The 26,018-nt window shown below is 62.7% G+C and carries 18 protein-coding genes, 2 tRNA genes and 1 pseudogene; 5 read left to right on the plus strand and 16 right to left on the minus strand.

The annotated features are described in order from the left end of the window. Positions 1 to 9: 9 nt before the first annotated feature. Positions 10 to 3,459 (minus strand): DEAD/DEAH box helicase family protein, encoded by a 3,450-nt coding sequence (locus tag GOACH_RS14415; protein WP_005175939.1) that lies wholly within the window; start codon positions 3,457 to 3,459, stop codon positions 10 to 12. A gap of 171 nt (positions 3,460 to 3,630) precedes the next feature. On the opposite strand from GOACH_RS14415, the gene GOACH_RS14420 reads away from it, so the two are divergent. After that, on the plus strand, positions 3,631 to 3,792 hold the full coding sequence (locus GOACH_RS14420) for a hypothetical protein (protein WP_005175945.1): 162 nt from the start codon (positions 3,631 to 3,633) through the stop codon (positions 3,790 to 3,792). 83 nt (positions 3,793 to 3,875) lie between these two features. Continuing rightward, the gene (locus GOACH_RS14425; RefSeq protein WP_157227726.1) at positions 3,876 to 4,253 is read left to right on the plus strand and encodes a hypothetical protein; all 378 of its coding nucleotides are present in this window, start codon (positions 3,876 to 3,878) and stop codon (positions 4,251 to 4,253) included. Between the two features lie 1,229 nt (positions 4,254 to 5,482). Here the strand turns inward: GOACH_RS14425 and GOACH_RS23380 are convergent. The 3 genes from GOACH_RS23380 to GOACH_RS14450 are packed head-to-tail and all read right to left on the minus strand — an operon-like array spanning position 5,483 to position 9,077. Further along, positions 5,483 to 6,403 carry a restriction endonuclease gene (locus GOACH_RS23380; RefSeq protein WP_306302291.1) on the minus strand — a complete coding sequence of 307 codons (921 nt, stop codon included), beginning with the start codon at positions 6,401 to 6,403 and terminating at the stop codon, positions 5,483 to 5,485. Beyond that, on the minus strand, positions 6,400 to 7,557 hold the full coding sequence (locus GOACH_RS23130) for a restriction endonuclease subunit S (RefSeq protein WP_005175969.1): 1,158 nt from the start codon (positions 7,555 to 7,557) through the stop codon (positions 6,400 to 6,402). Before GOACH_RS23130 ends, GOACH_RS23380 begins: the two co-directional genes overlap by 4 nt. Next, a complete protein-coding gene (locus tag GOACH_RS14450; protein ID WP_005175970.1) occupies positions 7,554 to 9,077 on the minus strand; it encodes a type I restriction-modification system subunit M in 1,524 nt (507 codons plus the stop codon). Before GOACH_RS14450 ends, GOACH_RS23130 begins: the two co-directional genes overlap by 4 nt. Positions 9,078 to 9,461: 384 nt before the next feature. Between GOACH_RS14450 and GOACH_RS23385 the strand changes: the two genes are divergently transcribed. After that, positions 9,462 to 9,668, plus strand: coding sequence for a hypothetical protein (locus tag GOACH_RS23385; RefSeq protein WP_005175971.1), 207 nt, complete (start codon positions 9,462 to 9,464; stop codon positions 9,666 to 9,668). Positions 9,669 to 10,785: 1,117 nt separating this feature from the next. Further along, positions 10,786 to 12,420: a hypothetical protein gene (locus tag GOACH_RS14460; protein ID WP_005175976.1), complete on the plus strand. Its 1,635-nt coding sequence runs from the start codon at positions 10,786 to 10,788 to the stop codon at positions 12,418 to 12,420. 359 nt (positions 12,421 to 12,779) lie between these two features. Here the strand turns inward: GOACH_RS14460 and GOACH_RS14465 are convergent, their stop codons facing one another. Then, a complete protein-coding gene (locus GOACH_RS14465) occupies positions 12,780 to 13,310 on the minus strand; it encodes a hypothetical protein (protein WP_005175979.1) in 531 nt (176 codons plus the stop codon). A gap of 130 nt (positions 13,311 to 13,440) precedes the next feature. Then, positions 13,441 to 13,569 (minus strand): annotated as a pseudogene (locus GOACH_RS24630) (hypothetical protein); the annotation flags it as partial. A 193-nt stretch (positions 13,570 to 13,762) separates the two neighbouring features. Here GOACH_RS24630 and GOACH_RS24635 point away from each other — a divergent pair. Beyond that, complete coding sequence (locus GOACH_RS24635; protein ID WP_169330873.1) at positions 13,763 to 14,275, plus strand: hypothetical protein; 513 nt, start codon at positions 13,763 to 13,765, stop codon at positions 14,273 to 14,275. 299 nt (positions 14,276 to 14,574) lie between these two features. Here GOACH_RS24635 and GOACH_RS23780 read toward each other — a convergent pair whose 3' ends face one another. The 10 genes from GOACH_RS23780 to dnaN form a co-directional block, all read right to left on the minus strand. Further along, the gene (locus GOACH_RS23780; RefSeq protein WP_157227730.1) at positions 14,575 to 14,718 is read right to left on the minus strand and encodes a hypothetical protein; all 144 of its coding nucleotides are present in this window, start codon (positions 14,716 to 14,718) and stop codon (positions 14,575 to 14,577) included. Between the two features lie 386 nt (positions 14,719 to 15,104). Then, positions 15,105 to 15,177 (minus strand) — tRNA-Ala (locus tag GOACH_RS14475). Between the two features lie 54 nt (positions 15,178 to 15,231). Further along, a tRNA-Ile gene (locus GOACH_RS14480) sits at positions 15,232 to 15,305 on the minus strand. A gap of 190 nt (positions 15,306 to 15,495) precedes the next feature. Then, complete coding sequence (locus GOACH_RS14485; RefSeq protein WP_005175988.1) at positions 15,496 to 16,488, minus strand: DUF3566 domain-containing protein; 993 nt, start codon at positions 16,486 to 16,488, stop codon at positions 15,496 to 15,498. A gap of 126 nt (positions 16,489 to 16,614) precedes the next feature. Continuing rightward, positions 16,615 to 19,101 (minus strand): DNA gyrase subunit A, encoded by a 2,487-nt coding sequence (gene gyrA / locus GOACH_RS14490; protein WP_005175990.1) that lies wholly within the window; start codon positions 19,099 to 19,101, stop codon positions 16,615 to 16,617. A gap of 71 nt (positions 19,102 to 19,172) precedes the next feature. Beyond that, a complete protein-coding gene (gene gyrB / locus GOACH_RS14495; protein ID WP_005175993.1) occupies positions 19,173 to 21,215 on the minus strand; it encodes a DNA topoisomerase (ATP-hydrolyzing) subunit B in 2,043 nt (680 codons plus the stop codon). 395 nt (positions 21,216 to 21,610) lie between these two features. Continuing rightward, positions 21,611 to 22,174 (minus strand): DUF721 family protein, encoded by a 564-nt coding sequence (locus GOACH_RS14500; protein WP_005175996.1) that lies wholly within the window; start codon positions 22,172 to 22,174, stop codon positions 21,611 to 21,613. Continuing rightward, positions 22,171 to 23,367 carry a DNA replication/repair protein RecF gene (gene recF / locus GOACH_RS14505; protein WP_005175998.1) on the minus strand — a complete coding sequence of 399 codons (1,197 nt, stop codon included), beginning with the start codon at positions 23,365 to 23,367 and terminating at the stop codon, positions 22,171 to 22,173. The genes GOACH_RS14500 and recF overlap by 4 nt, the downstream gene beginning before the upstream one ends. 13 nt (positions 23,368 to 23,380) lie before the next feature. Continuing rightward, positions 23,381 to 24,331: a phosphogluconate dehydrogenase (NAD(+)-dependent, decarboxylating) gene (gnd, locus tag GOACH_RS14510; RefSeq protein ID WP_005176000.1), complete on the minus strand. Its 951-nt coding sequence runs from the start codon at positions 24,329 to 24,331 to the stop codon at positions 23,381 to 23,383. A gap of 55 nt (positions 24,332 to 24,386) precedes the next feature. Then, positions 24,387 to 25,553, minus strand: coding sequence for a DNA polymerase III subunit beta (gene dnaN / locus GOACH_RS14515; protein WP_005176002.1), 1,167 nt, complete (start codon positions 25,551 to 25,553; stop codon positions 24,387 to 24,389). Between the last annotated feature and the right edge of the window lie 465 nt (positions 25,554 to 26,018).

The raw sequence follows: 26,018 nt of genomic DNA on the forward strand, positions 1-26,018 counted from the left end.
TTCCATACTTTAGGTCCCATGCAGCTTCGACGTTGCGTCTATCGCTTCGATCAAGGTGACCAGCTGCTGGACTCTGGACAAAGGAAAAACCTGAGTCGGTCCCTGTGGTGCGCTGTCGGTGAAGGGAGGTTCGAACAGTTGACCACCGTCCATCGCACCATTCCGCGTTAGGCAGTCAACTACGAGTCCTACAAAGTGAATCTGGTCTGCAGTAGCGCTGCTGTCCTTTATGAACTCAGCAAATGACTCGTTGACCGACTGACGATCCAGCCCTACGAGCGATCGGATAAAACGTCCGAGGCCGTGTGCGTCGTCGATCGCTTGTTGAAGTTCATCCTCTGACCCAGCGCCACTGCGCGCAAGAAGCTCCTGCAGTGAGTGAATGTCGTTCTGCGTCAACGGCTTCCCGGTCCTCAGCTTCTGCAGCGCGAGGTTATCCGGTTGCCGGCGCAGGTAGTCGCGCATCTTGGCGTTGAAGCGTTCCTTGTCTGTGCCGGTCGCCGTGTGCGGCATGTCGACCTCGGTGATGTCGCCGGTGAAGGTGTCCTGGATATCGGTATAGACGATCGGCTGCTTCGTCTTCTCGAGTAGCCCGACGAGGGAGCGCAACTCTTTACGTGCCTCTTCAAGCATCTCTGGGGTGACGTCGTCCCACCACTCCTCGGATGCGACTTCTCTCAGCAGTTCTTCCTTAGCTTTGATCTTGGGGATGGTGAGTTGCTCGAGGAGTCCGTCGGCGATGGTGCGGACTTTGTCTTCTTGAAGTTCGAGGGTACTGTCGTCGGCTTCGATGACGGCGAGTTGTCCGCGCAGGACGATGAGGTCGAAGCGTTTGGCCATTTCGTCCGTATCGCGGATGGTGGTGGGGAGGTAGGCAAGGTTGTCAACGATGTCGCGGACCTTCTGTTCGGTCAGCGACTCCCACTCGGCGCGGTCACGGTAGACCTCGACCTGCTTGCGGCGCGGCCGGACCAGAAAGTTCTCGAGGTTCATTCCCGCGACCTGGGTGTGCAGAACATCGGTGATCTGTTCACGCAGGTCGATGTTCGTGCGCGAGCGGTCAAGTGCCCACACGACGTCGGTGCGGGCGGTGAACAGTCGCTCCGACAGTGACGCCGGCAGGCGTGCTTCGGCCGGTGCCGGGTGCGCGTTGAAGAACTCGACGTTGCCGCAAAGGTCGAAGATGAAGAAGTCTGTCTTGTCTTGTCCCGGCCCGTACAGGTCAGGCCGCAGGCGGGTGCCGCGGCCGACCATCTGCCAGAACTTGGTCTTCGACCGCACGGGTTTGAAGAACACCAGGTTGCAGACGTCGGGGACGTCGATGCCGGTGTCGAGCATGTCGACGGAGATCGCGATGTGCGGGCTCGTATCCGCTTGAGAGAACTTGTCTATGAGGTCTTGGCCGTGAGATACGGCGTGGGTGATGACGGCAGCGAACTGCCCGTTGTATTGCGGGTAGTTGCGGTCGAAGCGCTGCGCGATGAAGTCGGCGTGTTTCTGGTTCTTGGCGAAGATGATGGTCTTGCCGAGGCGGTCACCGCCGGCGACGCGGTGACCTCGGGTCATGAGCACTTCGAGTGCTTTGTCGACGGTGTCGGTGTTGAACAGCCATTTGTTGACCGCTTCAGACGAGACCTCGTCGGGGTACTCGTCCGGGTCGACATCTTCGCCCCAATCCTCGCCCTCCCAACGCTTCTTCTCCTCGTCGGACAGATCGTCGTACTTGATGCCCGATCGCGGGAAGGCCAGTGGCACGGTCACGGCGCGTGGTGGGACAAGAAAGCCATCTTTGATGGCTTCGTCGAGGCTGTAATCGTCTGTGGGGACACCGGTTTCGAGGTTGAACAGCTGGTAAGTGTTGTAGTCGACTTCGTCTTTGGGAGTGGCGGTCAGCCCGAGGAGGTAGGAATCGAAGTATTCGAAGATCCGCCGATACTTTTGGTACACCGACCGGTGGGCTTCGTCGATGACGACCAGATCGAAATGCCCGGGGCCGAAGCGGCGTCGGCCGTTGTCGAGGTCGTTGATCAGCCCCATCATCGTCGGGTAGGTGGACACGTAGACGCGGCCGTCGGTGTTCTTTTCGGTGAGCAGGTTGACCGGTGAGGTATCCGGCAGGAACGTCTTGTAGGCGTTGACCGCCTGTTTGACCAGAGCTTTGCGGTCGGCGAGGAACAGGATGCGTTTGGCCCAGTTCGCTCGCATCAGCATGTCCGACAGGGCGATCACCGTGCGCGTCTTGCCGGATCCGGTGGCCATCACCAGCAGCGCGGCGCGTTGGCGGTTGATCTCGAAGCCTTCGGTGACGTTGCGGATCGCCCTCGTCTGGTAGGGCCGTTCCACGATCGTGGTGTTGATGTCGATGTCGGCGAGTTTCTTTCGGGTGGTGCGGCGCTGGATCTCCAGGGCGAGCTCGTCGCGGGTGTAGAAGCCCTCGACTTCCCGTGGTGGGTAGTTCTCGTCGTCCCACAGCCAGGTATCGAACCCGTTGGTGTAGAAGATGATCGGTCGCAGGCCGTGCATCTGCTGGAGGCAGTCGGCATAGAGCTTGGCTTGATGTTGTCCGACGGTGGCGTCCTTGGAGGTGCGTTTCGCTTCTACCACCGCCAGGGGCCTTCCGTCGGTGCCCCACAACACGTAGTCGACGAAACCGTTCTTGCCGTCGGGCATCCCGGTCACCGGGTATTCCCGCACCCGCGGGGCGTCGACATCCCATCCGGCTTCACGCAGCAGCAGGTCGATGATGTCGGTGCGGGTGCGGGCTTCGTCGTAGTCGTGGGTGTCGGCATGCTTGGCTGCCGCAGCGTGTGCGGCGGCGACCTGGGCACGCAGCTGGGCGACCAGCTCTTCAAGGCTGGTGTGGGTGGCGTCCGCTGCTTTCAGTTGTTCGTCGCGCGCCAGCAGCTGCTCGGTGAGGTCTGCGCGCACATTGGCGGCTTCTTCGAGTTGGGCGTCCTTCGCCTCGAGCTCGGCACCGAGTTTCTGCAGCTGGGCCATCGTTTTGGCGACGGCAGCTCCGCCGCCCGGCTTCGGGAGTGCGGCTCGGTCGAGCTTCTGCCCTGGTGTCGGCTTCGATTCGGGCTGGGTGGCATAGGTGCGGGCCAGCCACGACAGAACGTGGAACAGTTCTTCAAGCAGGCGGACGCCGGATTCCTGCCCGATCGGACGATCGTCGTGAACGGCGTGGTTGCCCGCCCGCCGAATCAGGTCCAGTTTCGACTGCACCGGGCCCGGCACGAGCGCCTGGAACGCCGGGTCGTGGATGCGGGCCGACAGATCATCCTTGTACGGCTTGTCCAGGCCATTGACGGTGTAGAGCCACTTGACGACCGCCTCAACCGTCCGCCGCGCATAGAAGCAGGTCGAACGGCTGTCGAACAGCGCATCACGTTCGGCGTTCTTCGCCGAGCCGTAGACCTGCGGCCACTCGGCCTGCAGGAAGTCGAAGTTGCCGGGCACCGTGCCTCCTTTCCAACCTGTCCGATCTTGGCACACAACTTGTGCCGACTGACGTAAGCCGGCCAGACTACGTCGCTCCTCTGACAGGTTGAATTTGCAGACTTCGCCAGGACAGTGTCGGTACCGCCGGGCACAATCGACTCGCTCGATCACCCACGCGAAGGAGGCCCGATGTCACTCGAGGCGAACAGAACCGCGTTCATCGCAGACCAACTCTACGAACTCGTGGCAATGCCGCTCCTCGGCCTTGACTTCACGATCACACTCAAGCCCGGCCCGACGGGATTGCAGTTGACCGCCGACTCGCTCGATGATGACGACAGATCGTCGTGACGTGCGACGGTGAGCACTGGGTGGACGACGATCCTGCTGTCGAAAGTGACGCCCACTCGTCCACGGGCATGCCTTGGGCTCCATTGGTTCCCGACGAAGTCCCGGAGATTGATCCGTCCGACGAGGATGCGCGCCCCGACCAGTTCATCGCCACCGCGAAGGCACTTGCTGAGCTGGTAGCCCTGTTCACAACGCTAGTTGCGAGCGGCTGGCTTGTGAGGGTGAACTTCGTCGATTCAAAGGATGCCGCGACTGGCACGGCTCAGATCCGCCTCGACGCGGGAGTCCAAGACACCGACGCGGGCCGCGCGGCGACGGCGCTCCGTGCACTGCGTCTACGAGCGGACTTCTCTCGACTGGAGGCGACGTACGCACCGCAAGACGTGACTGACACAGCGCGGTGGGGGTTCTCTGACGACTCGCTCGTGGCAATTGCCGCAACCGGCGAGCCCACCTCGTGAGGATCAACGCTGTGCAGACCTATGCGGTCAGCAGCGCACCGATGTGGACTCTCCACGCTGGAATTGATGCCCCAATCCAGCGCCACGCCGCGGGAAGCCCAATGAAGGCCTCTGCCCTCATCCAGCCGCCAAACACGCCGCCGAACACGCCAGCCGAGATCGACGAGCGCCGGGAAGCAGTGGACACGTGGGCATGGAACAACGATTTCGGGCCGGCGATTGAACCGGCGAAACCCGCGAATGTCCAGGGAGCCCTCGACAAGCTCGATGCCGGAACCGTCGGCTACTACCTCCTCGAGTTCACAAACGGGGATTGCTATCTAGGCCAGTCGATCTCGATCGCTGACCGACTCAAAGGGCATCGCACGGTGCACAAGGACATCCGCAGCGTTCGCCTGCTGCCCGACCCCGCCGCACGAAGCCTCGTGAATCCGCTCAGGCATCTTCTCGACCGCGAGACAAGCCTGATCCACAGCCTCCAAACCGCTGGGCTGCCTGCACGTAACAAGGCGCAGATGACCTACCTGACCGGCGACGGCCTTCCGATCGACGAGATCTTTGAGTCGATCGGAACGACGGCTGCAGACTGGCTCTACGATCCCATCAGCTGCAACCGGAGTGACCGAGAAGCTGGGCGGGCCCTCACACCAAGCGCGGACCAGCTGGCGGCCGGGGAGGCCGCGTACAAGCGCTGGCTTGAACGGACAGGAGAGCACGCCGACGCCGTGCGGTCGCTATTTCGGACATACATGGCGCGCTGCCTGCCGCTTCCGCTGCACACTGAATACCTGCACTGGGTACTCAGCTCGCCCCAGGTCATCCCACGCCATCGCACGCTGTCGAACCTCGACATCGGCTGGACTGAAGCCTTCAGGACAATGATCGGCAAAGACGGACACCTGAGCGGGATGCTGCACGTCAACGGCATCGGACTCCTCGACGACCACATGTCCGACGACGCCTTGGTCAGGTTCATGCGTCAACACCCCGGTGTGAGCGTCACGCAATCCCCCTATCAGGCTGCCGGCCCCTTCAATCTGATGCTCTGGGCACCAGACCTCGAATCGGTCGCTGATCTTCTCGATGACACCGCAGTCACCCGCGCGGCCGCGATCGCAGCCCTACATCTCATGCGAAAGGCCAAACCCGGGAAGAACAGGAAAATCACACAATCCCATTCTGGTAAACGCAATCCTCGGGATCGTGCGGTAGTACGGTCAATCGCGAAATCAGTCGAAGAAGTCCTCATCGACTTCGACGACGGTGAATATATCTCGCGTCTGAACCCCGATGCCGTACTTGATCATCAAGCCAGCAAGCCGCTCGCCATCGATCAGGATGACGCGTGTGCTCACGCTGCTGGCGTACTCGCGGGCACCAGGTGAGAACGAGCTTGTCGTGATAAAGATTCCGCGCGATGCGCCCATGCCGTGCAGCGCGCCGACGAATGCCTGGATGTCGGGGCGGCCCACGGTGTTCCCCTGCCCGTACCGCTTCGCCTGCACGTAGATCTGGTCGAGGCCAAGTGCGTCCTGATCGATGACGCCATCGACGCCGCCATCGCCCGTCCCGCCAAGTCTGGTTGCCTTCTGTTCGGTGCCGCCGTATCCCATCGCAACTAGCAACTCGAGGACAGCTGTTTCGAGGAAGTCCGGTGTCTGTTCGCGGATACGTTTGATCAGGTCGGTCTTGACCTCATCGTGCAGGCGGGCAACGCCCTCGATGATCTGCTCTAGCGGTTCGACCGTTGATTCGTGCACGACGGGCGGCCTGACCGGGTTCGGGGAAGCCGACGGCGCGTACGCCTGATAAGCAGGGATCAGCTTCAGATGAGCATCGCTGATATCCCCGGTGTGCTCGGCGAGGAACGCGATGCCAGCATCGGTGATCTGATACGTCGCACGACGAGGCCGGTCAACCAACTCAGCACGCACCAAATCCGACAGCGCCCAACCACAACGCCCCTCGGCCCGATTCCCGCCTGTCGCAACCTGCTCACCCAGCTGCTCGGCGGTGAGCTGCATGTATGCGAGGACATCCGCCACCAGTTCACGACGTGACCGAGTCTTGCGATCAGCCATGACCTGAAGGGTCGGACGCAGGAATCCCTGCCAGACAGGCAGATCCGACACTCTGGCTCCTGCAGTCACAGTTCACCCCGAAATGATGCGTACTGTAGGGACGAAAACAGCTCCGTGCTGGCATCCGCTGCCCTCACACTTCGCATCCTGAGGCCCCAGACTCTCTTGACAAAACCTGCGTATTCCTCACACGCATCGACGGACGGAACTAACAGAGTAATTTCGGAGAATGCCGACTTACTGACCAATCCCTTCATACCTCCGGTCGAAGCATCTTGGATAAGTCGCTTTGCGACTCGCATCTGGTAGTACCAAAATTCGGTCGGTAGTTCAAAGGGAGTGAAAGCGGTGATCTGCTGATTGAAAGAGACGTCGCGATCCGCTATCGCCACGTTTCCAATTGAATTCGGGCTCCCCGCAATACATGTCACGAGCAACGAGCGGCGGGCCGCGATTCTGGACCGGGCCATGCCGGCCGCTGATAACCCCTCGGAGGCACGGCGAAGGAACGGCGTCTCGGGATCGATATTGTCGGACTTGATCCATTCAATGTCGTCCCCGTAGAGCGCGGTTTGCGCCCTGGGAGGGGTATTCCCAGTTGTTACTGTTCCTAATTTCCCAATAGGCTCGGAGGGTAACCGCTTTGGGTTCGTGGTCGGCATACCGAACCGAGATACGAATTCCGAGAGTAGCAACTCATCGATGCGCCCGACTACACATTTTCGCTTTGCGCGGAGGGTGTCGGCGTGGTCGAGGATGGCTGCGATGCGGCGTTGTTCGGGGAGGGGAGGAAGCGGCAATCGCAGCGACGCCACGTTTTCGCGCGTTACCCCCTTGATCGTGGCACCCCGGGCCATCGCTGCGAGGCCCTCGGCGCTAGACCGAAGAAAGTGCTTGAGGTAGCCAACATCTGCACTTTCACGGTCCACGACAAGCGCAGTTATATCCTGACTGAACGAGATGTCCTCAGTGGCAACCGCAACCTTGCCGACGCTAGTCCGTGTTACCAAGAGCAAATTTCCTGGACGAGCGAGGTTCGCCGCGGATCGACTCAACCCCAAATCAGTGATGAAGGACCGTGCCGGCGCAATTCGTCCATCAACAATATCTGCACCGGTGATCCAGGGAATCTCGCCGCCATAGTATTCGGGCTGATTCTTACTTGGAGTACCGCCATTTATGAAACTGCAAACTTCGTCGAGTCGGGCCGTAGAGCTGCTCATTCGGCACTACCTGCGAGCATCTGGCGGAGTTCGGCGAGGCCGGATTGGATGTCGAGTTCGAGTTTGTCGAGTTCGTCGAGGATCTCTTCGGGTGCGCGGTGTTCAACTTCGTCGTGGACGATCTCCTTGTAGCGGTTGAGGCTGAGGTCGTAGCCCTGCTCTTCGATGGCGTTCCGCGGAACGCAGAACGACTGCTCAGTCCGCTCGCGCTTGCGCTCTGCGCCATCGCGTTCGGCCCAGCGGGCGAGGACGTCAGGCAGGTTGTTCTTGGCGTGCTCCTCGTCGCTGAGTTCGGCCACCGGCCCGAGCTTGTCGCCATCGAGCAACGCGGTTCGCTTGTCATCGAGCGAGAATCCGTCGGCCTGGACGTCGTAGAACCAGACGTGGTCGGTGCCGCCCGAGTTGGTTTTGGTGAAGAACAGGATCGCGGTGGACACACCCGCATAGGGCTTGAACACACCCGACGGCAACTTCACGACGGCGTCGAGTTTGTGGTCGTCGACGAGCATCTTGCGGAGGGTCTTGTGGGCCTTGGACGAGCCGAATAGCACCCCGTCGGGCACGACGACGGCTGCGCGGCCGCCAGGCTTCAGCAGCCGCAGGAACAGGGCGAGGAACAGGAGTTCGGTCTTCTTGGTCTTGACGATCTGCTGGAGGTCTTTGGCGGTGTTCTCGTAGTCCAGGCTGCCAGCGAAGGGCGGGTTTGCGAGCACCAAGGAGTAGGCACCGGCGTCTCCGGTGTTGGCTTCGGCGAGGGAGTCTCGGTAGCGGATGTCGGGTTGTTCGACGCCGTGCAGCAGCATGTTCATCGATCCGATGCGCAGCATGGTGTTGTCGAAGTCGAAGCCGTGGAACATGTCGTGGTGGAAGTGTTTGGCGCCTGTGCCGGAGTTGATGTCGGCGGCGTGGTGTTCGCGCATGTATTCGGTAGCCGCGACGAGGAAGCCACAGGTGCCCGACGCGGGGTCGACGATGGTGTCGCCGGGTTCGGGGGCCATCATCTCAACCATCAGTTTGATGATGTGGCGGGGCGTTCTGAACTGGCCGTTCTGGCCGGAGCTAGCGATCTTGGCGAGCATGTACTCGTAGACGTCGCCCTTGGTATCGAGGTCGCGCATTTCGATCTTGTCCAGGAGGTCGACGACCTTGGTGAGCATGCCCGGATTGGGGATCGATAGGCGGGCGTCCTTCATGAAGTGGGCGTAGGTGGAGTCCTCGTCACGCATGGTGCGGATGAACGGGAACACCTCCTCGTCCACGGTGCGGAACATGTCCTCGGGGCCGTAGTTCTTGAACTCCGACCAGGACAGCTCGGTCCGCTCGACCGGAAATGGATTGCCGGTGACCGGCTTCTTGGTGAGATTGGCGCGATTGAGGGCGAGTTGTTGCTCGTCGTCCAGTCGGCGGATGAACAGCAGGTAGGTGATCTGCTCCATCACCTCCAAAGGGTTGGATATGCCGCCCGACCAGAATGCGTCCCAGACGGCGTCGACCTTGCTCTTCTGTTCTCCCGTGATCACTCTCGCGTACTCCCAAACAGTCGTGGTGAACCCGAACAGAACTGTATAGCGCGCCTCTCAGACAATTCGCGGACGACCTTGGTGCGACACGCCCAACGGCAAACGCAACCTTTGACTTGTGATGCGCGCCCCGAGGACGTGAGTCGTCGTCCGCCGTTCACGCCAAATGCTCCACAAAAGCGAGCCAGCAGGTAGCTGCACAGCCCCTACCTGCACTTTCGGCTGCCCTTGATGCGCATATCGCGCACCGTGCGCACTACGCGTGGTGTGCGCACTACGCGCGCGATGCGGCCATGACGAGGCCAGGATGCATCCCGACCAACGCCTCGGAGTGTGGTGGCATTGATCCCGGAAGTCCCCGGAACTACCCGGTAGGAGGCACTGATGAAGGACGCCCATGTTCCGGCCGCACACTTCGGTTCGCCGCGTATCAACAAGCCCGGCGAGGTAACGCGCGTCGAGCTGCGTCTGCCGACTCCACTTGCTGCCCGCCTTTATCGGATGGCCCAGGCGAATGGACAGTCGGTATCGCGTGCGGGCGCCGACGCATTAGAACGCGGGCTGGAAGAGGTCGATGACGTAGAGGCATAAACCTAAGTCACAGAAACGACATCAGACGCCGATCTGCTGACCAGCGCCTGACATCTCACAGCGGTTGGCGCCGCTGCTTCATCAAACCCCTGCACGGAGTCCCATTGATGCTACCTGTTGTCTTTCCGCACGCCCCCACTCGCAACATATGCGTGTCGATCTCGACACGTTCCGTCCTGGTGGTGACCAAGCCATGAGGAATCTGCCGATCGACGTCGCGATCGACGGCTACGTGCCTCGACAGATACCAAAAACGACATGGCGCGTGATCGAAGACGAAGTGCGTCAAATCGTCCGCGACTCTCAGCCCGCTACAGGAACGTCCGCCGATCATCACATGCTGGCAGTCACCCACTTCCTCGCCTGGGCGGTCGATCAGCAGCGCTCCCGTGAGCGTGAGCGCCTCTTCGTACCCGAGGTCGTCGAACACTATGTGGCCACGGCGTGTGAACATCTCTCACCCGTCAGTCGCGGAACGCGTCGTTCGGTCCTCCGGACGGTTGGACGGCGCGTCACTCGGAGAGCTCGCTGGGACTCAACCGCACCGGTGTATCCGACGTCCAAGAGCCGGCCGCCTTACACAAACGAACAGTGCCGGTGGCTGGTCAAATGCGTTGACTCCCAATCCAGCCCCTCTCGACGCCGTGTACTTCAATCACTTCTCGGCCTGGGTCTCGGGGCCGGGCTGACACCCGAGGAGGTCGCCTTTCTCACAACAGACAGCGTTATCAACGCAGCGTCCGGCAGGATGAGGATTAGCCTGCCAGGTCGGGTTGTTCCCGTCCGATCGCGCTACGCTCCTCTTCTTGAGGGTCTCATCGATACTTTGGCCCCTGGTGCAGTACTCGTTCGTGACAAGCCACTGCCGCGGGTGGAGACGATCTCCAACCTGCTCGCTCGTTGTGATCTTCCAGAGGGCCTTCGACCGCTGACCATGTCTCGACTCCGCCAAACCTGGGCTCTTGACGCATTGGCCTCATCTGCACCGCTGCCATCGGTGATGGCCGCGTACGGGTGCAGATCGCTCACATTCACCGATGCGGTGTTCGCTCGGCTTACCGAGATGGCTGCGTCTGCAGACATCATTTCGGACACACGACTCTACGACTTCTGACTCATGGGGAAGATCCCGCGCTATAGAACGAAGGACCTCGGCGACGGCCCAGGCTGTGGCACGAAGGTTTTCGAGATCGCATTCGACAGTGCGCTCCGCGCGCCCGCGCGCCATCACCTTCACGCGATCATGGTGGAAGACAACAACGGTCGGCCCCGGGAGTTCACGCCTTTCCAGTTCTTCGCACTCGCCTTCATTAATGCCATCGAGAAGCGGCGGATGCTGTTCACCAACATCTACGACACCTTCCTCGGCCTTACGTCGGATCAAAGACGCCAGCTCGGCCTCAAATCCCTGTCTTATAGCCAGACAACTGACTTTGCCGCACGCGTGAAGGTCCTGGTCGACGCCGACAGAGTCGACGTCGTCGAGCTAATGAACGGCGTCTTTCAGCACACGGTGCCGCAGCCGCCCGTTATGTCCCTGGCAGTCGACTCCACCGACTACGAGTCATTCGCCAGGATTCGCGCCTTCTGGAATCGCACCAGCGACCAAGCACCTACCAGCCACGAGACCGACAGCGAACCAGACGCGGATCCCAAAGCGATCCGCAAAAGGGGCACCTGGCCAGTACTCCGCTCGGATAACCGCCTGCAACGAACCGCCGACCCCGATGCGCGCGATGGACACCGCTCAGCGCACAACAACAAGCCCGCCGGAGCGTTCGTCGGCTACGACCTCACGCTTGCAGTCAACGCACGGCCGTGGCGCGGCCAGGACGAAGCCCCAGGTTTCATCGCTGCTGCCAACCTCACACCCGATGGCAGTCACCACGCCCGAGCGGCAATCGGGATCATCGAGAAGCTCCATGCCACCGGCCATAACATCACCGACGTCACCGCTGACCGCGCCTACAACAATGCAAAGACAGAATTCTGGACAGGCCCACTGCGCAAGCTCGGCATTGCGCCCGTCTTCGACCTGACCCAAAATCAGCGGCGCCAACGCCCCGGACCCGAGCCCGGCACCATCATCGTCGACGGAACGCTGTTCACTGACGCGCTACCCAAGCACCTGCGAGAACTCCCCACATTCACCGTGGGCATGACATCATCGGACCGCACAGCACTGATGTCGCTCTATGACGACCGCACAGCCTACGCGTTCCGATCAATGGGGAAGAAGACCGATGGTAAGCAACGCTTCCGTGGCCCGGTCAGAACCGATGCACCGTCCAAGATCTGCTGCCCCAACAATCAAGTCTCAATGAAAGAGCGGCTGACCCGACCTGTAACCGAATGCAACGACGAAAAGTGCGGATGCTCCCTATCGGTCACCCTACGCGACGACTACTTCCCAAATATTCGCCAACGCAACCTCTATGGCACGACCGATTGGAACCAGGACTATCACCGGCGCAATGCTGTCGAAGCAGCCAACAGCGCCCTACGTACCGAGTTTCGAATGGACCGCGGCTACACCCGGGTCTTCGGGCGGGTGAAAAACGCCTTCCTGCTCGGCTTCACACTCTTTGCGTACAACCACGAGTGCATCACTAACCACTTCCGCACACGCAGACTAGCCATACCAGCCGCGTACCCGATCACGAAGATGGCGCCCCCGAAATTACCGGCGCACGAGACCTCAGCGAAGCGCGGCAAGTTCAGCAAGGGTGACCGACCACCACCAGGCGGCTGATCTGCCTCTCGGGGCCATCTTACGGACGCACACATCTCTCCACGAAACTTCCAGAGTCCGATGCTGCCCGGAGACCGAAATCCTGCGCTAATTGGGTGCGTCCGCGGATCTTCTCAGCCGATCGGATCTCGAGTTCAGAAGCGCTATCTCAAATTGATGTCATTAGTAGGCCGCTGTCCGGAATTTCGTCGTATTTCTACGACTTATCCAAACTAGAGACTATGAAATAGGCAAACATGCCATTTGTGGAGCCTAGGAGCTTCGAACTCCTGACATCTGCCTTGCAAAGCAAGTCAGTAGATCGCATCACGCCTGGTCAGACGGGGTCTGCGAATGGCTCGGGGCACATCTCGGGCACATCATGCCTCCCGCGAGTAGACGTTGGACTCTTCAGCGCGCTCGAAGCCGGCGTTCGTGAGCGTGCGGACGAGGCCCGGGATCGGCTCCCCCGACACCGCGTCGTGCAGCGGCATAGCCACCAGGTACGCCCCTGCGGCGTCGAGCCTGAGGAAGGCCGCGAGCTTGTCGATCATGGGGCCGACGAGGCTCCTGCCGCGGTGGACCTTCTCGATCTCCACGCGGTCGATGAGCAGCGCGTTGGAGATGAACTCCTCATTGTCGTCGGAGTCGATCAGCCTGCTGGCCGCTGCGCCAAGTGCGGCTGCGTCCGAGCTGATGACGTCCGAGGCGAGCAACAGCTCGCGGCCGTCGACGGCCCACGCGATCCAACCGGCGATCGTCCCGAGGTCGGACTCATCGTCGAAGCCAGCGTCCTCATCGACGATCGTGAAGCGGGCGGTGAAAGCGCGGATCGACTCGCTATCGGGGTCCTCGCCCGGCGGGAAGATCGACACCACGACGCAGATCAACGGCTCGTGCATCCTGCTCACGCTAGCTGGCCTCCCTCATCGGGTTGACGAGATCGTCGATCTTCGCCATGAGCGGGCCGAGCCCTGCCGGAGCCAGATGCCCGTAACGGTCGAGAGTGATCGACGGCCGAGCATGGCCCATGGCACGCGAGACGGAGAGGATGTCGGCGTTGGCCTCCGACAGCGAGATCGCCGCGAAGGTATGACGCAGCGCATGTGCCGTCAGCCGCGGGACCTGCTCGTCGCGGTCAGCGTTGGCTCGGGCGACAGCGTGCGTCAGTGCTTGGTTGGGGGTACTGCTGGGCGACCGGGGACCCGTGGGACCGGGAGCTGGAGAACATCCACGCGCTCTTGCTGCGGTCACCGGCCAGCTCGGTCAGCCAGGGCAGCACCGTTGCCGTAACCGGAAGACGTCGCAGGCTGGCGCGGGTTTTGGTCGTATCGGTCCCGGCCCCGCCGTTCTTCACCTTGAGGTGCCCGTCCACCAGGTCGCCGACCAGGAGCGAGCGGGCCTCCCCGCCGCGCAGACCCATCAGCCCGAGGACACCGAGCAGAGCACGGTCGAAGTCGCTGCTGGCAGCGTCGAGGATGGCCCTGAGCTCTTCGGACGAGTACGAGGGACGTTCCTTATGGGCGAGCGAGACGACGATGCCCTCGGTGGGGTCGGCCTCGTTGACGAGCTTGTCGCGGATACCTCGCTTGATCGCAGCCCGCAGCATCTCCACGCGCTTCTTGCGGGACTCTGCGCTGACGCCCGGTCGGGAGGCCCAGATCTCGATTTCGGTGGTGTCGAGCGTGGCAGGACCTCATCCCCTACTGCGGAGCGATCCCGGGCCCTGACCACGCGGTCGGGGGATTGGAACACGGGGCACAGTCGCGATGAGCTGCTCACCTGCCTCGACGAGGGCCTGTGCTGCTGCGCGACGTGTCTCTCACCCGAAGCCCTCGGCGGCTGGACGCCGCTGATCATGGATGAGGACAGGTAACGGGTGCCCAACGACCACGTCCTCGGCCCGGTGCGGGTCGAGGTAGGTCAGGAAGCTCAAGCCTGTGCGCAAAGCCTTTCTGGAGGCAGTGCGGCCTGGATAGACCTTTTAAGCCGCCCACCGATTGCTATTTCGAGCGAGAGTCGATCAGTTCCTGTTCAGCCCGTGCTTACGTGTGTCCAGGGCAAGCTTGAAGTGACTCTCGGCCTCGTCGATCACGCGGATCGGCGTTGCCGGGTCGAAGACCCTGAGGATCGAGTACCGAAAGGTCGTCGGGTCCAAGCCCCGCAGTCATCGACTCAGTGGATGTTCACACCGCCGATGCTGTAGAGGAAGTTCAGCGCCGGCTCAATCGCATTGAGACCATTGACCACCATCTCATGAGCCTGTTCCGGAGAGACTGCGCCGGAGGTGATGGTGTAGATGATGTTCTCGATAAGCACGAAAGCTCCTTCATTGCCGGTGTGGGAACAGGGACCTGTCGTCGCGGCCCCTTATGACGTGTATCGCACCCATCCGCATGCCGCGTTACCGATTTGTACGTTTTTTTCTTCGTATTCCAAACGAATCATGTACTCACATTCGATCCATGGTGACGTGAATCAGGCTTGGTTCCAGGGGCACATTCGGGGCACATCCAGCCAGATCGGCCGGACCGCCTACGCGTCGTTCCAGGGGTTTCACGGGCACGCGGGGCACACCTGAACCCACACGGATTATTACCCCGGAGTACCGATTCGCTACCGCTCCAGGGGTGAGCGGCAACCTCGACCACGACATGCCAGAGGCCCTCTCCGTTGTCCGGAAAGGGCCTCTGACCTGGGGTTTGTGGAGCCTAGGAGATTCGAACTCCTGACATCTGCCTTGCAAAGGCAGCGCTCTACCAACTGAGCTAAGGCCCCGTGCCGGGAGTTCCCGACGTGGGTTGCGAAACGGGCTGAATCAGCCACTCGCAGTGGGCCTAGGAGGACTTGAACCTCCGACCTCTTCGTTATCAGCGAAGCGCTCTAACCGCCTGAGCTATAGGCCCGTGAACCGAGGATTGAGGTTACCCGACGAGGTCACCAACAACCAAAACTGCTGGTCAAGTAGCCTCGCCCCGTCGCCCGGCTGCGCGGAAAACCACGCGTCTCCGGTTGCTGACCGGTACCGGTACGAACCAAGCGTCCGCAAGAGGTAACTATCTGCGCGAGCCAGCCGGCCACCAGCCAGAAGGAGGGCTAGTCCAGGTCGGCCAGCGTCACCTCGGCGCCGCCGACGAGATCGGCACAGAGGTTGTAGATATAGGCACCGACGGTCGCCAGAGCGGTGAGCAGGATGGCGTTGATCGCGCCCAGCAGCACCGCGTAGCCGAAGATCGTGCCCGCACCGAGGATGTCGCCCTCGCTCGACGATCCGTCGGCGGTGACCAACGTGCCGAACGAACTGTTGATCTGGTCCCAGACGCCCATGCCGTCGAGGATCAGGTACAGCACGGCAACCGCGATCATCCAGATGAAGAATCCGACAACCGCCAACACCGCGGAGATCTTGAACGTGGCCCACGGATCGATGCGTCGGATCTGCACCGCAGCACGCAGCGCTGTCGCCGGCCCGACCTGTGCAGGCGCCGACCGCGGAGCCGACACCGCAGCGGTTTCGGCGGCTGGGCGAACCTCGGAAGTGTGGTGAATCTGGTCGAGATCGGGAAGCTGCTCATCCTCGGACGGATCACGCACGATCGTGCGCGTCGGCGACTCCACGAAGCCCGGACGCGCACCTTGGCCACCGCCCGGTTGACTCGGCCCGGTGCCACCACGCGGTGAACTGTCGAGTTTTGTGACGGGTGCCTGTCCCCCGGCCGGTTCGGACGTCACGGCGCCGCGCGGCGGCGGGCCACCGGTACCTTTCGACGGAGGCCCACTCTGCCCGTTCTGCGGTGCACCGTTCTGGCCATTGACCGGGGGCGGACCGCCCTTGCCGTTGGGCGCCTGTGGTGGCACGCCACCGCGCTGCCACGGAGGTACCAGACCACCCTGCTTCGGTGCACCGACAGGCGTCTGTCCCTTCGGCGGCATCGAGGGGTGATTCGTCGAATCCGCAGCCGACGACTGTGCACCAGAAGGACCCGGACCCGACGATCGCGCCGGGCCGCCGGGGTTACCGGAATCGGTAGGCCCCGAGGGCCGGCCGGTCGTCGACTTGTTGTCGTCCGGGTCTTTCGGTGTGCTCACTCGTGTTCCTCACTCCATACGCGTGCACTTCCAGCCACAACGACACGGGCCGGCGTTGCACACCACACTAACGGGTGAACCGCACTCCCCGGCTGAACCTCTCACCGCGGAGTTGCGACGGCAGGCCTACTCGGAGTCCTCGGTTTCGGGTTCGTCCGCATTGCGCGCAATCGCGATCACGGTGGTTCCCTCGTCGAGATTCATCAAGCGAACACCCTTGGTCTGGCGCCCGGCCTTGCGTACCTGCTTGGCCGCCGTGCGGATGACACCGCCACCGGAGGTGATCGCATACAACTCGGAGTCATCGTCGACGATGATCGCGCCGATCAGCTCGCCGCGCCTGCGGTCGTGTTGGATGGTCAACACGCCCTTACCGCCGCGGCCCTGAACCGGATAGTCGTCCATTGGTGTTCGCTTCGCGTAGCCGCCCGACGTCGCGACGAGCAGATAGGTGCCTTCCCGCACGACGTTCAGCGAGAGCAACTCGTCGTCGCCGTTGAAACGCATACCCTGCACGCCCGAGGTCTGGCGACCCATGGGACGCAGCGTCTCGTCATCGGCGTGGAACCGGATCGACTGTCCCTTCTGGGAGACAAGCAGCAGGTCGTCGTCGGAACTACACAGCTGCGCGCCGACCAGTTCGTCCTCGCCGCGCAGGTTGATCGCGGCGATACCACCGGAGCGGTTGGAATCGAAGTCTTCGAGCTTGGACTTCTTCACCAGACCGTTGCGGGTGGCGAGCACCAGGTACGGCGCATCCTGATAGGTCTTGAGCTGGATGACCTGCGCGATCCGTTCTTCGGGCTGGAACGCGAGAAGGTTGGCCACGTGCTGGCCACGTGCGGTGCGGTTGGCCTCGGGCAGCTCATAGGCCTTCGCCCGGTAGACGCGGCCCTTGGTGGTGAAGAACAGAATCCAGTCGTGGGTGGAGCTGACGAAGAAGTGCTTGACGATGTCGTCCTGCTTGAGACCTGCGCCCTGCACACCCTTGCCGCCGCGCCGCTGGCTGCGGTAGAGGTCGGTCTTGGTGCGCTTGGCATATCCGGTCTCGGTGATCGTCACGACGACGTCCTCGCGAGCGATCAGATCCTCATCGGTGACGTCCCCGTCGGCGGCGATGATCTTGGTTCGACGCTCATCGCCGAACTTCTCGACGACCACCTTGAGCTCGTCGCGCACGATCGCGCGCTGACGCTCGGGCTTTTCGAGGATGTCCTTGAGGTCGGCGATCTCGAGCTCGATCTCGGCCAATTCGTCGATGATCTTCTGTCGCTCGAGGGCAGACAGTCGACGCAACTGCATCGCAAGGATCGCGTCGGCCTGGATCTCATCGATCTCGAGGAGCCCGATCAAGCCCTGCCGTGCCGCGTCGGTGTTGGCAGACGCACGAATCAACGCGATCACTTCGTCAAGAGCGTCAAGGGCTTTCACCAGTCCGCGCAAGATGTGCGCACGCTCTTCGGCCTTGCGCAGGCGGTACCTCGTACGCCGCACGATGACGTCGATCTGGTGCGCCACGTAGTAGCGGATCATCTGGTCGAGACGCAGGGTGCGGGGCACACCGTCGACGATCGACAACATGTTGGCACCGAAACTGGTCTGCAACTGGCTGTGCTTGTAGAGGTTGTTCAGCACGACCTTCGCGACGGCGTCGCGGCGGAGTGTGACGACGATGCGCATGCCGTCGCGATCCGACGACTGGTCTTCGATCCGACTGATTCCCTTGAGTTTTCCCTCGTTGACCTGTTCGGCGATCGACGCGATCAGGTTGTCGGGGTTGACCTGGTACGGCAGCTCGGTGACGACGAGGGTGGTGGTTCCCTTGTTCTCCTCGATGTCGACGACGCTGCGCATCCGGATGCTGCCGCGGCCCGTCGTATACGCGTCGCGAATGCCCTGGCTGCCGACAATCAATGCTGCCGTGGGGAAGTCGGGTCCCTTGATGACCTCCATGCACGCGGCGAGGGTGGTCTCCTCGTCTGCCTCGGGATTCTCGAGAGCCCAGAAGACGGCGTCGGCGACCTCATTGAGGTTGTGCGGCGGGATGTTGGTGGCCATACCCACCGCGATACCGCCCGACCCGTTGATCAACAGGTTCGGGATACGCGCGGGCAGAACCGTCGGCTCGTTGGTCTTGCCGTCGTAGTTCGGCGTGAAATCGACTGTCTCCTCGTCGATGTCGCGCAACATCTCCATCGCGAGCGGCGTGAGCCGAGCCTCGGTGTAACGCATGGCGGCGGCGCCGTCGTTGCCACGTGAACCGAAGTTTCCCTGCCCATCGATGAGCGGGTACCGCATGGACCAGGGCTGTGCGAGACGCACCAGGGCGTCGTAGATAGCGCTGTCACCGTGCGGGTGATAGTTACCCATCGTCTCCGCAACGGGTTTCGCCGACTTCACGTATCCGCGGTCGGGGCGGAAACCGGCGTCGTAGGACGCGTAGAGCAGCCGACGGTGTACCGGCTTGAGTCCGTCGCGCACCTCGGGTAGCGCACGACCGACGATGACGCTCATCGCGTAGTCGATGTAGCTGTTCTGCATCTCCTGGCCGAGATCGACCGGCTCGATGCGATCGCCCGCTCCCCCGCTGGGCGGGAGTGTGGTGTCTGTCATCTGTGATCCTTTTCCAGTTCAGAGGGTGGTGTCGGAGAACCGATCTCCTACGTCAACCACCGGCTCATACGTCAGACGTCAAGGAAGCGAACATCTTTCGCGTTGCGGGCAATGAAGCTGCGGCGGGCCGCGACGTCCTCGCCCATCAACACGGAGAAGAGTTCGTCTGCTGCGGCGGCGTCGTCGAGAGTCACCTGCCGGAGCACGCGTACGGACGGATCCATCGTCGTCTCCCAGAGTTCCTTGGCGTTCATCTCGCCGAGACCCTTGTAGCGCTGGATGCCGTCGTCGGTGTTGATCTTCCAGCCCTTTTCCTTGCCCGCCTCGAGCAGACCGTCGCGTTCACGGTCGGAGTAGGCGAACTCGGGTTCGCGCTTCTGCCACTTGAGCTTGTAGAGCGGCGGCTGCGCCAGGTACACGTGACCGTTCTCGATCAGCGGCTTCATGAAGCGGAACAGCAGCGTGAGCAGCAGCGTCGAGATGTGCTGGCCGTCGACGTCGGCGTCGGCCATGAGCACGATCTTGTGATAGCGCAGCTTGGCGAGGTCGAACTCGTCGTGGATGCCGGTACCGAAGGCGGTGATGATCGATTGGACCTCGGTGTTCTTCAGGACGCGATCGATCCGGGCCTTCTCGACGTTGATGATCTTGCCGCGGATCGGGAGGATCGCCTGATACATCGAGTCGCGTCCCGACTTCGCCGAGCCACCGGCGGAGTCGCCCTCGACGATGTAGACCTCACACTTGGTGGGATCGTTGCTGCGGCAGTCGGCGAGCTTGCCGGGAAGACCACCGATATCGGTTGCGGTCTTGCGCCGCACCAGCTCTCGAGCCCTGCGCGCGGCCAACCGGGCCTGGGCCGAATCGACGGCCTTCTTGACGATGATCTTGGCCTCGGCGGGATTCGCCTCGAACCAGTGGCTGAGGTGCTCGTTGCACGTCTTCTGGACGAAGCTCTTGACCTCGGTATTACCGAGCTTGGTCTTCGTCTGACCCTCGAACTGTGGGTCGGCGACCTTCACCGAGATGACGGCGGCCAGGCCCTCGCGGATGTCGTCACCGCTGAGCTTGCCGTCTTTCTCCTTGAGCAGCTTCTTGTCGAGCGCGTACTTGTTGACCGTCGAGGTCAGTGCCGCGCGGAAACCTTCTTCGTGCGTGCCGCCCTCGTGCGTGTTGATCGTGTTGGCGAAGGTGTGTACCGACTCGGAATAGCCCGAGTTCCACTGCATCGCGATCTCGACCTCGTGACCGGTGCCCTTGGCGGTGAAGCCGATGACCGACTGGTGGATCGGCGTCTTCGTGCGGTTGAGGTGCTTGATGTAGTCGACGAGGCCGTCCGGATAGTGATAGGTGCGCGTCCGCGGCTGAGTCACGGCCGGAGTCGACGCCTCTTCCTCGGCGTTCTTCGGCTTCTCCGCAGTGTCGTCGTCTCCTTCGACGACGGCGTCGGCAGCCGCGGTTTGCGGCCGACGGTCGGTCAGCGTGATGGTCAGGCCCTTGTTGAGGAACGCCATCTCCTGCAGACGTCGTGCGACGGTCTCCGCGCTGTATGTGGTGGTCTCGAAGATCTCCGGATCCGCCCAGAAGCGGACCGTCGTGCCGGTCTTTCGCGTGGCCGCGCCCTGGACCAGCGGGCCCGGTTTGGCGTAGTCGTACGTCTGCTCCCAGTGGTAGCCGCCGTAGTTGATCTCCAACTCGACCTTCGTCGACAGTGCGTTGACCACGGAGATACCGACACCGTGCAGACCGCCCGAGACCGCGTAGGCGTCGGAGTCGAACTTGCCACCGGCGTGCAACTGGGTCATGACGACCTCGACGGTGGGTACTCCGGTTGCGTGCATGCTGGTGGGAATACCGCGACCGTCGTCGACAACCTCGACGCCGCCATCCTCGAGCAGGGTCACGTCGACCTTGCTCGCGTAGCCGGCCATGGCTTCGTCGACGGAGTTGTCGACGACCTCCCAGATCAGATGGTGCAAACCCCGCTCACCGGTGGAACCGATGTACATACCCGGTCTCTTGCGGACCGCTTCGAGCCCTTCGAGGATGCTGATCGACTCGGCACCGTACTCACCCGGCTTCTTCCGGCTCTTCTTGTCATTCGTGTCGGCCACGGGGTGCGTCCGCTCCTCTTCTGCTCTCGACTGCGCTGGCGTTTGTGCGCGCTGTCTCGTTCACGGCTGGACTGCCAGTCGATGACGGTGTGCAGGGGGACCCGATCGGTCACCGACCACGAGCACACGACGAGATCGGGGGCATATGCCCGCTCTCGTCTGTGACCGCCGGCCACGGCCGCTGATCTCCCCTGCCGGGACAACTGACTCCAGTGTACTGCCTCATCCGCTCAGGAAGGACCATCCGGGGCCGCTAACGCGCGCTCAGATCGATTTTCTGCACACCTTGCGCGATCGGCGGTGGTCTGGGGATAAAACTCGGCTCAGAGCGGCGTCGAACGAGATTTGTCGGTGCAGCCGGGTATGGCTCCCCCGGCGCCCGGCCATATATGGCATCAGCCGTAGGTGTCGCGCGGTCCCCGACCAGGCACGTGCCGCCGACCCTTCTGCCACGACGGCGCCTTCGGCCCGGAGATCCGCAACGACGTCACAATGTCGTCGCCCACCGCCGCGGCGATCTTCGCGAGAATCTGACGCTGGACGTAGCGAAGCTGCGTGGCCCACGCCGTCGACTCTGCCTGGACATGAAGAACCTTGTCGTGCAACGCTTCTGGCTTGGCATGCGCAGCGATGTCGGGTCCGACGATCTGCAGCCACTGGCCGAACAGCGTGCCCTCGGCGATCTGCGGTTCCCACCCGCGATCACGTGCGAGACTTCCGACGAGACGGCCGAACGGCTGGGGATCACGCGAATCAGGGCCGGCCCCCGACCAGCGGCGGCGGCTCGACGACCCCCGCGGACGACGGATGGGCGACGCCCGGCCGTGCCCCACCGACTTCCCTGCCGCGCGTGCTGACGCCCTGGCCTCCTCCAGTGCTCGACGCGCCCGCTCGTATCCGCTCGACGCCTCGCCGCCGGGCACGTCGGCGCCCGACGGATCCTCAGAGGTGCTGCTCATGACTCTATGCTCTCAGGCGTGTCGGACATCAGCTGAGAATGCCGCGTGCCGTCCGGATCGTCCACGACGTCGACGCCGATCCGCCGGCCGCCCACGTCGTCGGGGATGTCCTCGGCAACGGCAGCCGTGATCAACAACTGCTCGGCACCCTTGGTGAACTCGACCAGTTTCCGACGCCGTGCGGCGTCGAGCTCGGCGAACACGTCGTCGAGCATGATGACCGGCTCGACGCCCTCACTGCGGACGAGTTCGACCGAGCCAAGCCGCAGTGCCAGCGCGAGCGACCACGACTCCCCATGGGATGCGAATCCCTTGGCCGTCTCCGAGCCGAGCACGATGTCGATGTCGTCGCGGTGGGGCCCGACGAGACTCACACCCCGTTCGATCTCCTTGCTGCGCGTCTGCGTCAACGTCTCGAGGAGTTGCGACGCAATCGTGTGTGGATCGGGGTCGGCGTCTCGCGACGGGACCATTTCGGGTCCACCCGATGCGCGATAGCCCAACGCGGCGGGGCGGGAATGCGGAGCGATCGACGAGTACGACTCGACGAAATGTGGTTCGAGATCACGCAAGACCTCGATCCGAGCGGCCATCACCTGTCCGCCGAGATCGGCCAACTGAGCGTCCCAGACGTCGAGAGTGCTGATCACGGAGTCGGCATCGGATCCTCCTCGACGCAACGCCGCGCCTGCCGTCTTCAGCAGCGCCGAGCGTTGGCGCAGCACCCGATCGTAGTCCGAACGTGCTGCGGCCCAACGTGGTCCGCGCTGCGCGACGAGCTCGTCAATGAATCGACGACGATCACCCGGATCACCCCGGATCAGCAACAGATCCTCCGGGGCGAACAAGACCGCACGCAACACACCGAGGATCTCGCGCGGGCGTCGACACGCGGATCCGTTGAGCCAGGCCTTGTTCGACCCCTCAGCTGCGATCTGCAGACTCACCGAGAGCTCTCGTCCGGCATTCTCGACTGTCGCCCCGACCGACGCCGACGCTGCTCCGGAACGGACCAGCGGACCGTCGGAACTCACCCGGTGCGACCGGAGCGTCGCGACATAGAACAGTGCCTCGAGCAGGTTGGTCTTGCCGAAACCATTGCGGCCGGTGAAGATCGTCGGTTCTGGGGCGAGCGTCACATCGACCGACGGCCACGACCGATAGTCACGCAGATGCAGTTCACGAACAAACACGAAATCGTCGAAATCAGTTGGGCGGGGCGGATTTCGGTGAGTTCGGTGTCGGTGTCCCGGTCTCGCCGACATTTTTGCCCGCGGTGTTGTGCATGGCGTGGCCACCGAACTGGTTACGCAGTGCTGAGACGGCTTTGAGAGCGGGCGAGCCGTCCTTCTCGCGAGACGCGAAACGCGCGAAGAGAGCCGCGGAGATGACGTTGGCCGGGACGGCGTGGCGGATTGCCTCCTCCACTGTCCACCGACCTTCGCCGGAATCCGGTGTGTAATCGGAGATCTCGGTGAGTCCCGGATCCTCCTGCAGAGCCCGGACCAGGAGATCGAGCAACCACGAGCGGATGACAGTGCCGTGGGTCCAGGCACGCATCGTGCCCTCGACGTCGGCGATGAGCGGCTCTGCGGTGAGCAGCGCATAACCTTCCCCGTAGGCGTGCATGAGCCCGTACTCGATGCCGTTGTGCACCATCTTCGCGTAATGACCGGCGCCGACGGGTCCGGCGTGCACGAATCCGTCCGCACGTTCGCCCTCCGGGCGCAGCGCATCGAAAATCGGCATCAACCGGTCGACGTCGGCGTCGGATCCGCCGACCATCAGTCCATAGCCATTCTCCAGACCCCAGACGCCGCCGGAGACGCCGCAGTCGAGATAGCCGATTCCCTTGTCGCCCAGCATTTTCGCGTGAGGAGCATCGTCGGTGTAGCGCGAATTACCACCGTCGACGACGACGTCGCCCGGCGCGAGCAACTCGGCGAGCTGGGCAACACACTGCTGGGTGGGCTCACCAGAGGGCACCATGATCCACACAGCGCGCGGTGCCTCGAGCGCAGAAACCATGTCGGCCATCGATGCGACGTCGGACACCTCGGGGCGAGGGTCGTAGCCGACGACCGTGTGGCCACCGCGCTCGATACGGGTGCGCATGTTGGCGCCCATCTTGCCGAGGCCGATCAATCCGAGCTGCATGGCTTCCCTTCGCTGGTGTGCGTGAAAGATCAGTGCCCGCCGGGTGTTTCGTGGTCTATCCGGGCAGTCGAACCGGCATCAACAGGTAGGTGAACACGCTGTCCGGCGCGACAAACGCTCCCGACTCGTCGGCGACGGGTTCATCTCCGGTCGATGGACGCAGCACTGCGGGGCGGCTCGGCGTCGTGAATCCGAAGTCGACTGTTGCCACGCCGATCGCCGACAAGCCGTCCTGCAGGTACGTCGGGTTGAAGGCGATGGTCAGCGGCTCACCGTAGAACTGCACAGGTAGTTCTTCCTCGGCGCGCCCTGCCTCGTCGCCACCGGCAGTGAGCAGGACGGATCCGTCGCGGAACTCCATCCGGACCTGGGCACCGCGCTCGGCCACCAGCGCCACGCGCTTGATCGCCTCGATGAGCGGAGCGCTCTCGATGGTCGCGATCGCGGTGTGACTGGCGGGCAGGAGCTGGCGGAACTTGGGGAACTCCGCGTCGAGCAGACGTGTCGTCGTCTGCTTGGTCTCGCCGACGATTCCGAGGATCCCCTCGCCGCCGAGCGAGGTGCCGCTGCCGAACGCGAGCTTCACATCGCCGGAATCCGAACTCGCGGTGCGTGCGCTGTCGGAGAGTGTCTTCGCCGGAACGAGGACAGCACCCGAAGCGCTGGGATCTGCTGGGTCCCATTCCAATTCGCGAACAGCAAGGCGGAACCGGTCGGTGGCGGCAAGCACAACGGTCTTGCCGTCGATCTCCACGCGTACGCCGGTGAGCATCGGCAATGTGTCGTCGCGGCCGGCAGCGACAGCGACCTGGGAGATGGCCTCGGCGAACACCTGCGCCGGGATGGTGCCCGTAACCGCAGGGACGTCGGGGAGCTGGGGATAATCTTCGACCGGCATCGTCGGCAGCGAGAACTTCGCGCTGCCACACGTGATGGCGACACGGGAGCCGTCGAGCGAGACGTCGACCGGCTTGTTCGGCAGCGCCTTGGTGATGTCGGCCAGCAGTCGCCCGGACACCAGGACCTGCCCGGGTTCGGCGACCTCGGCCGCGATCTGCTGCTGCGCGGAGACCTCGTAGTCGAAGCCGGAGACGGTCAGCCCGTTGTCGTCTGCGAGGAGAACCACACAACCGAGCACGGGAACGGGCGGACGAGACGGCAGACTGCGCGCTACCCAGGCGACGGCATCGGCGAACTCGTCACGCGCGACACGGAACTTCATGCTCGGTGGTTGCCCTTCTCTCGGTATTCGCCAGGAGTTCCCACTCTAGAGCGCGATCGCGTGGCGGGGAGTCGTTGGGGTCAAGTCGCCACGCCGCGGTCATCGTCGCGCTGTCGATCTCGACGAGCCGTCGACGCTGAGTTCAGCACGATGTGTGCACAACACCTTCTTAGAAGAAGTTCTCTTTAGAGAGGGATCCATAACAGTCGTAGGCGCTGTGAAATCTGTGGATAACGCGTCGGATCCCATGTCAGGGCGTCGAGGGCGCTGTGGATCGATCGTGGAGGGATCCTGGGAGCGTCGGACCGGTTGTGCACATGTCGGATTCTGTTCGAGGATCGTCCACGTTCTGTACACATCAGCGGGGCTGTTACTCACAGTCCGTCCACAGAGCTGCGGAGACCAGAGGGCGGCGCGCTCGCCGGCTGTCGACGGCCGGAATCCGGTCGGCACGACGTGTCGACG

It is taken from the genome of Gordonia aichiensis NBRC 108223, from assembly GCF_000332975.1.
In the GTDB taxonomy this organism is placed as follows: Bacteria; Actinomycetota; Actinomycetes; order Mycobacteriales; family Mycobacteriaceae; genus Gordonia; species Gordonia aichiensis.

Excerpts from the sequence above, each read along its gene's own strand:
- GOACH_RS14420 (WP_005175945.1), top strand. The coding sequence starts at position 3,631 with ATGTCACTCGAGGCGAACAGAACCGCGTTCATCGCAGACCAACTCTAC.
- GOACH_RS23130 (WP_005175969.1), bottom strand. The coding sequence starts at position 7,557 with ATGAGCAGCTCTACGGCCCGACTCGACGAAGTTTGCAGTTTCATAAAT.
- GOACH_RS23385 (WP_005175971.1), top strand. The coding sequence starts at position 9,462 with ATGAAGGACGCCCATGTTCCGGCCGCACACTTCGGTTCGCCGCGTATC.
- GOACH_RS14460 (WP_005175976.1), top strand. The coding sequence starts at position 10,786 with ATGGGGAAGATCCCGCGCTATAGAACGAAGGACCTCGGCGACGGCCCA.
- gyrA (WP_005175990.1), bottom strand. The coding sequence starts at position 19,101 with ATGACAGACACCACACTCCCGCCCAGCGGGGGAGCGGGCGATCGCATC.
- GOACH_RS14500 (WP_005175996.1), bottom strand. The coding sequence starts at position 22,174 with ATGAGCAGCACCTCTGAGGATCCGTCGGGCGCCGACGTGCCCGGCGGC.
- gnd (WP_005176000.1), bottom strand. The coding sequence starts at position 24,331 with ATGCAGCTCGGATTGATCGGCCTCGGCAAGATGGGCGCCAACATGCGC.
- dnaN (WP_005176002.1), bottom strand. The coding sequence starts at position 25,553 with ATGAAGTTCCGTGTCGCGCGTGACGAGTTCGCCGATGCCGTCGCCTGG.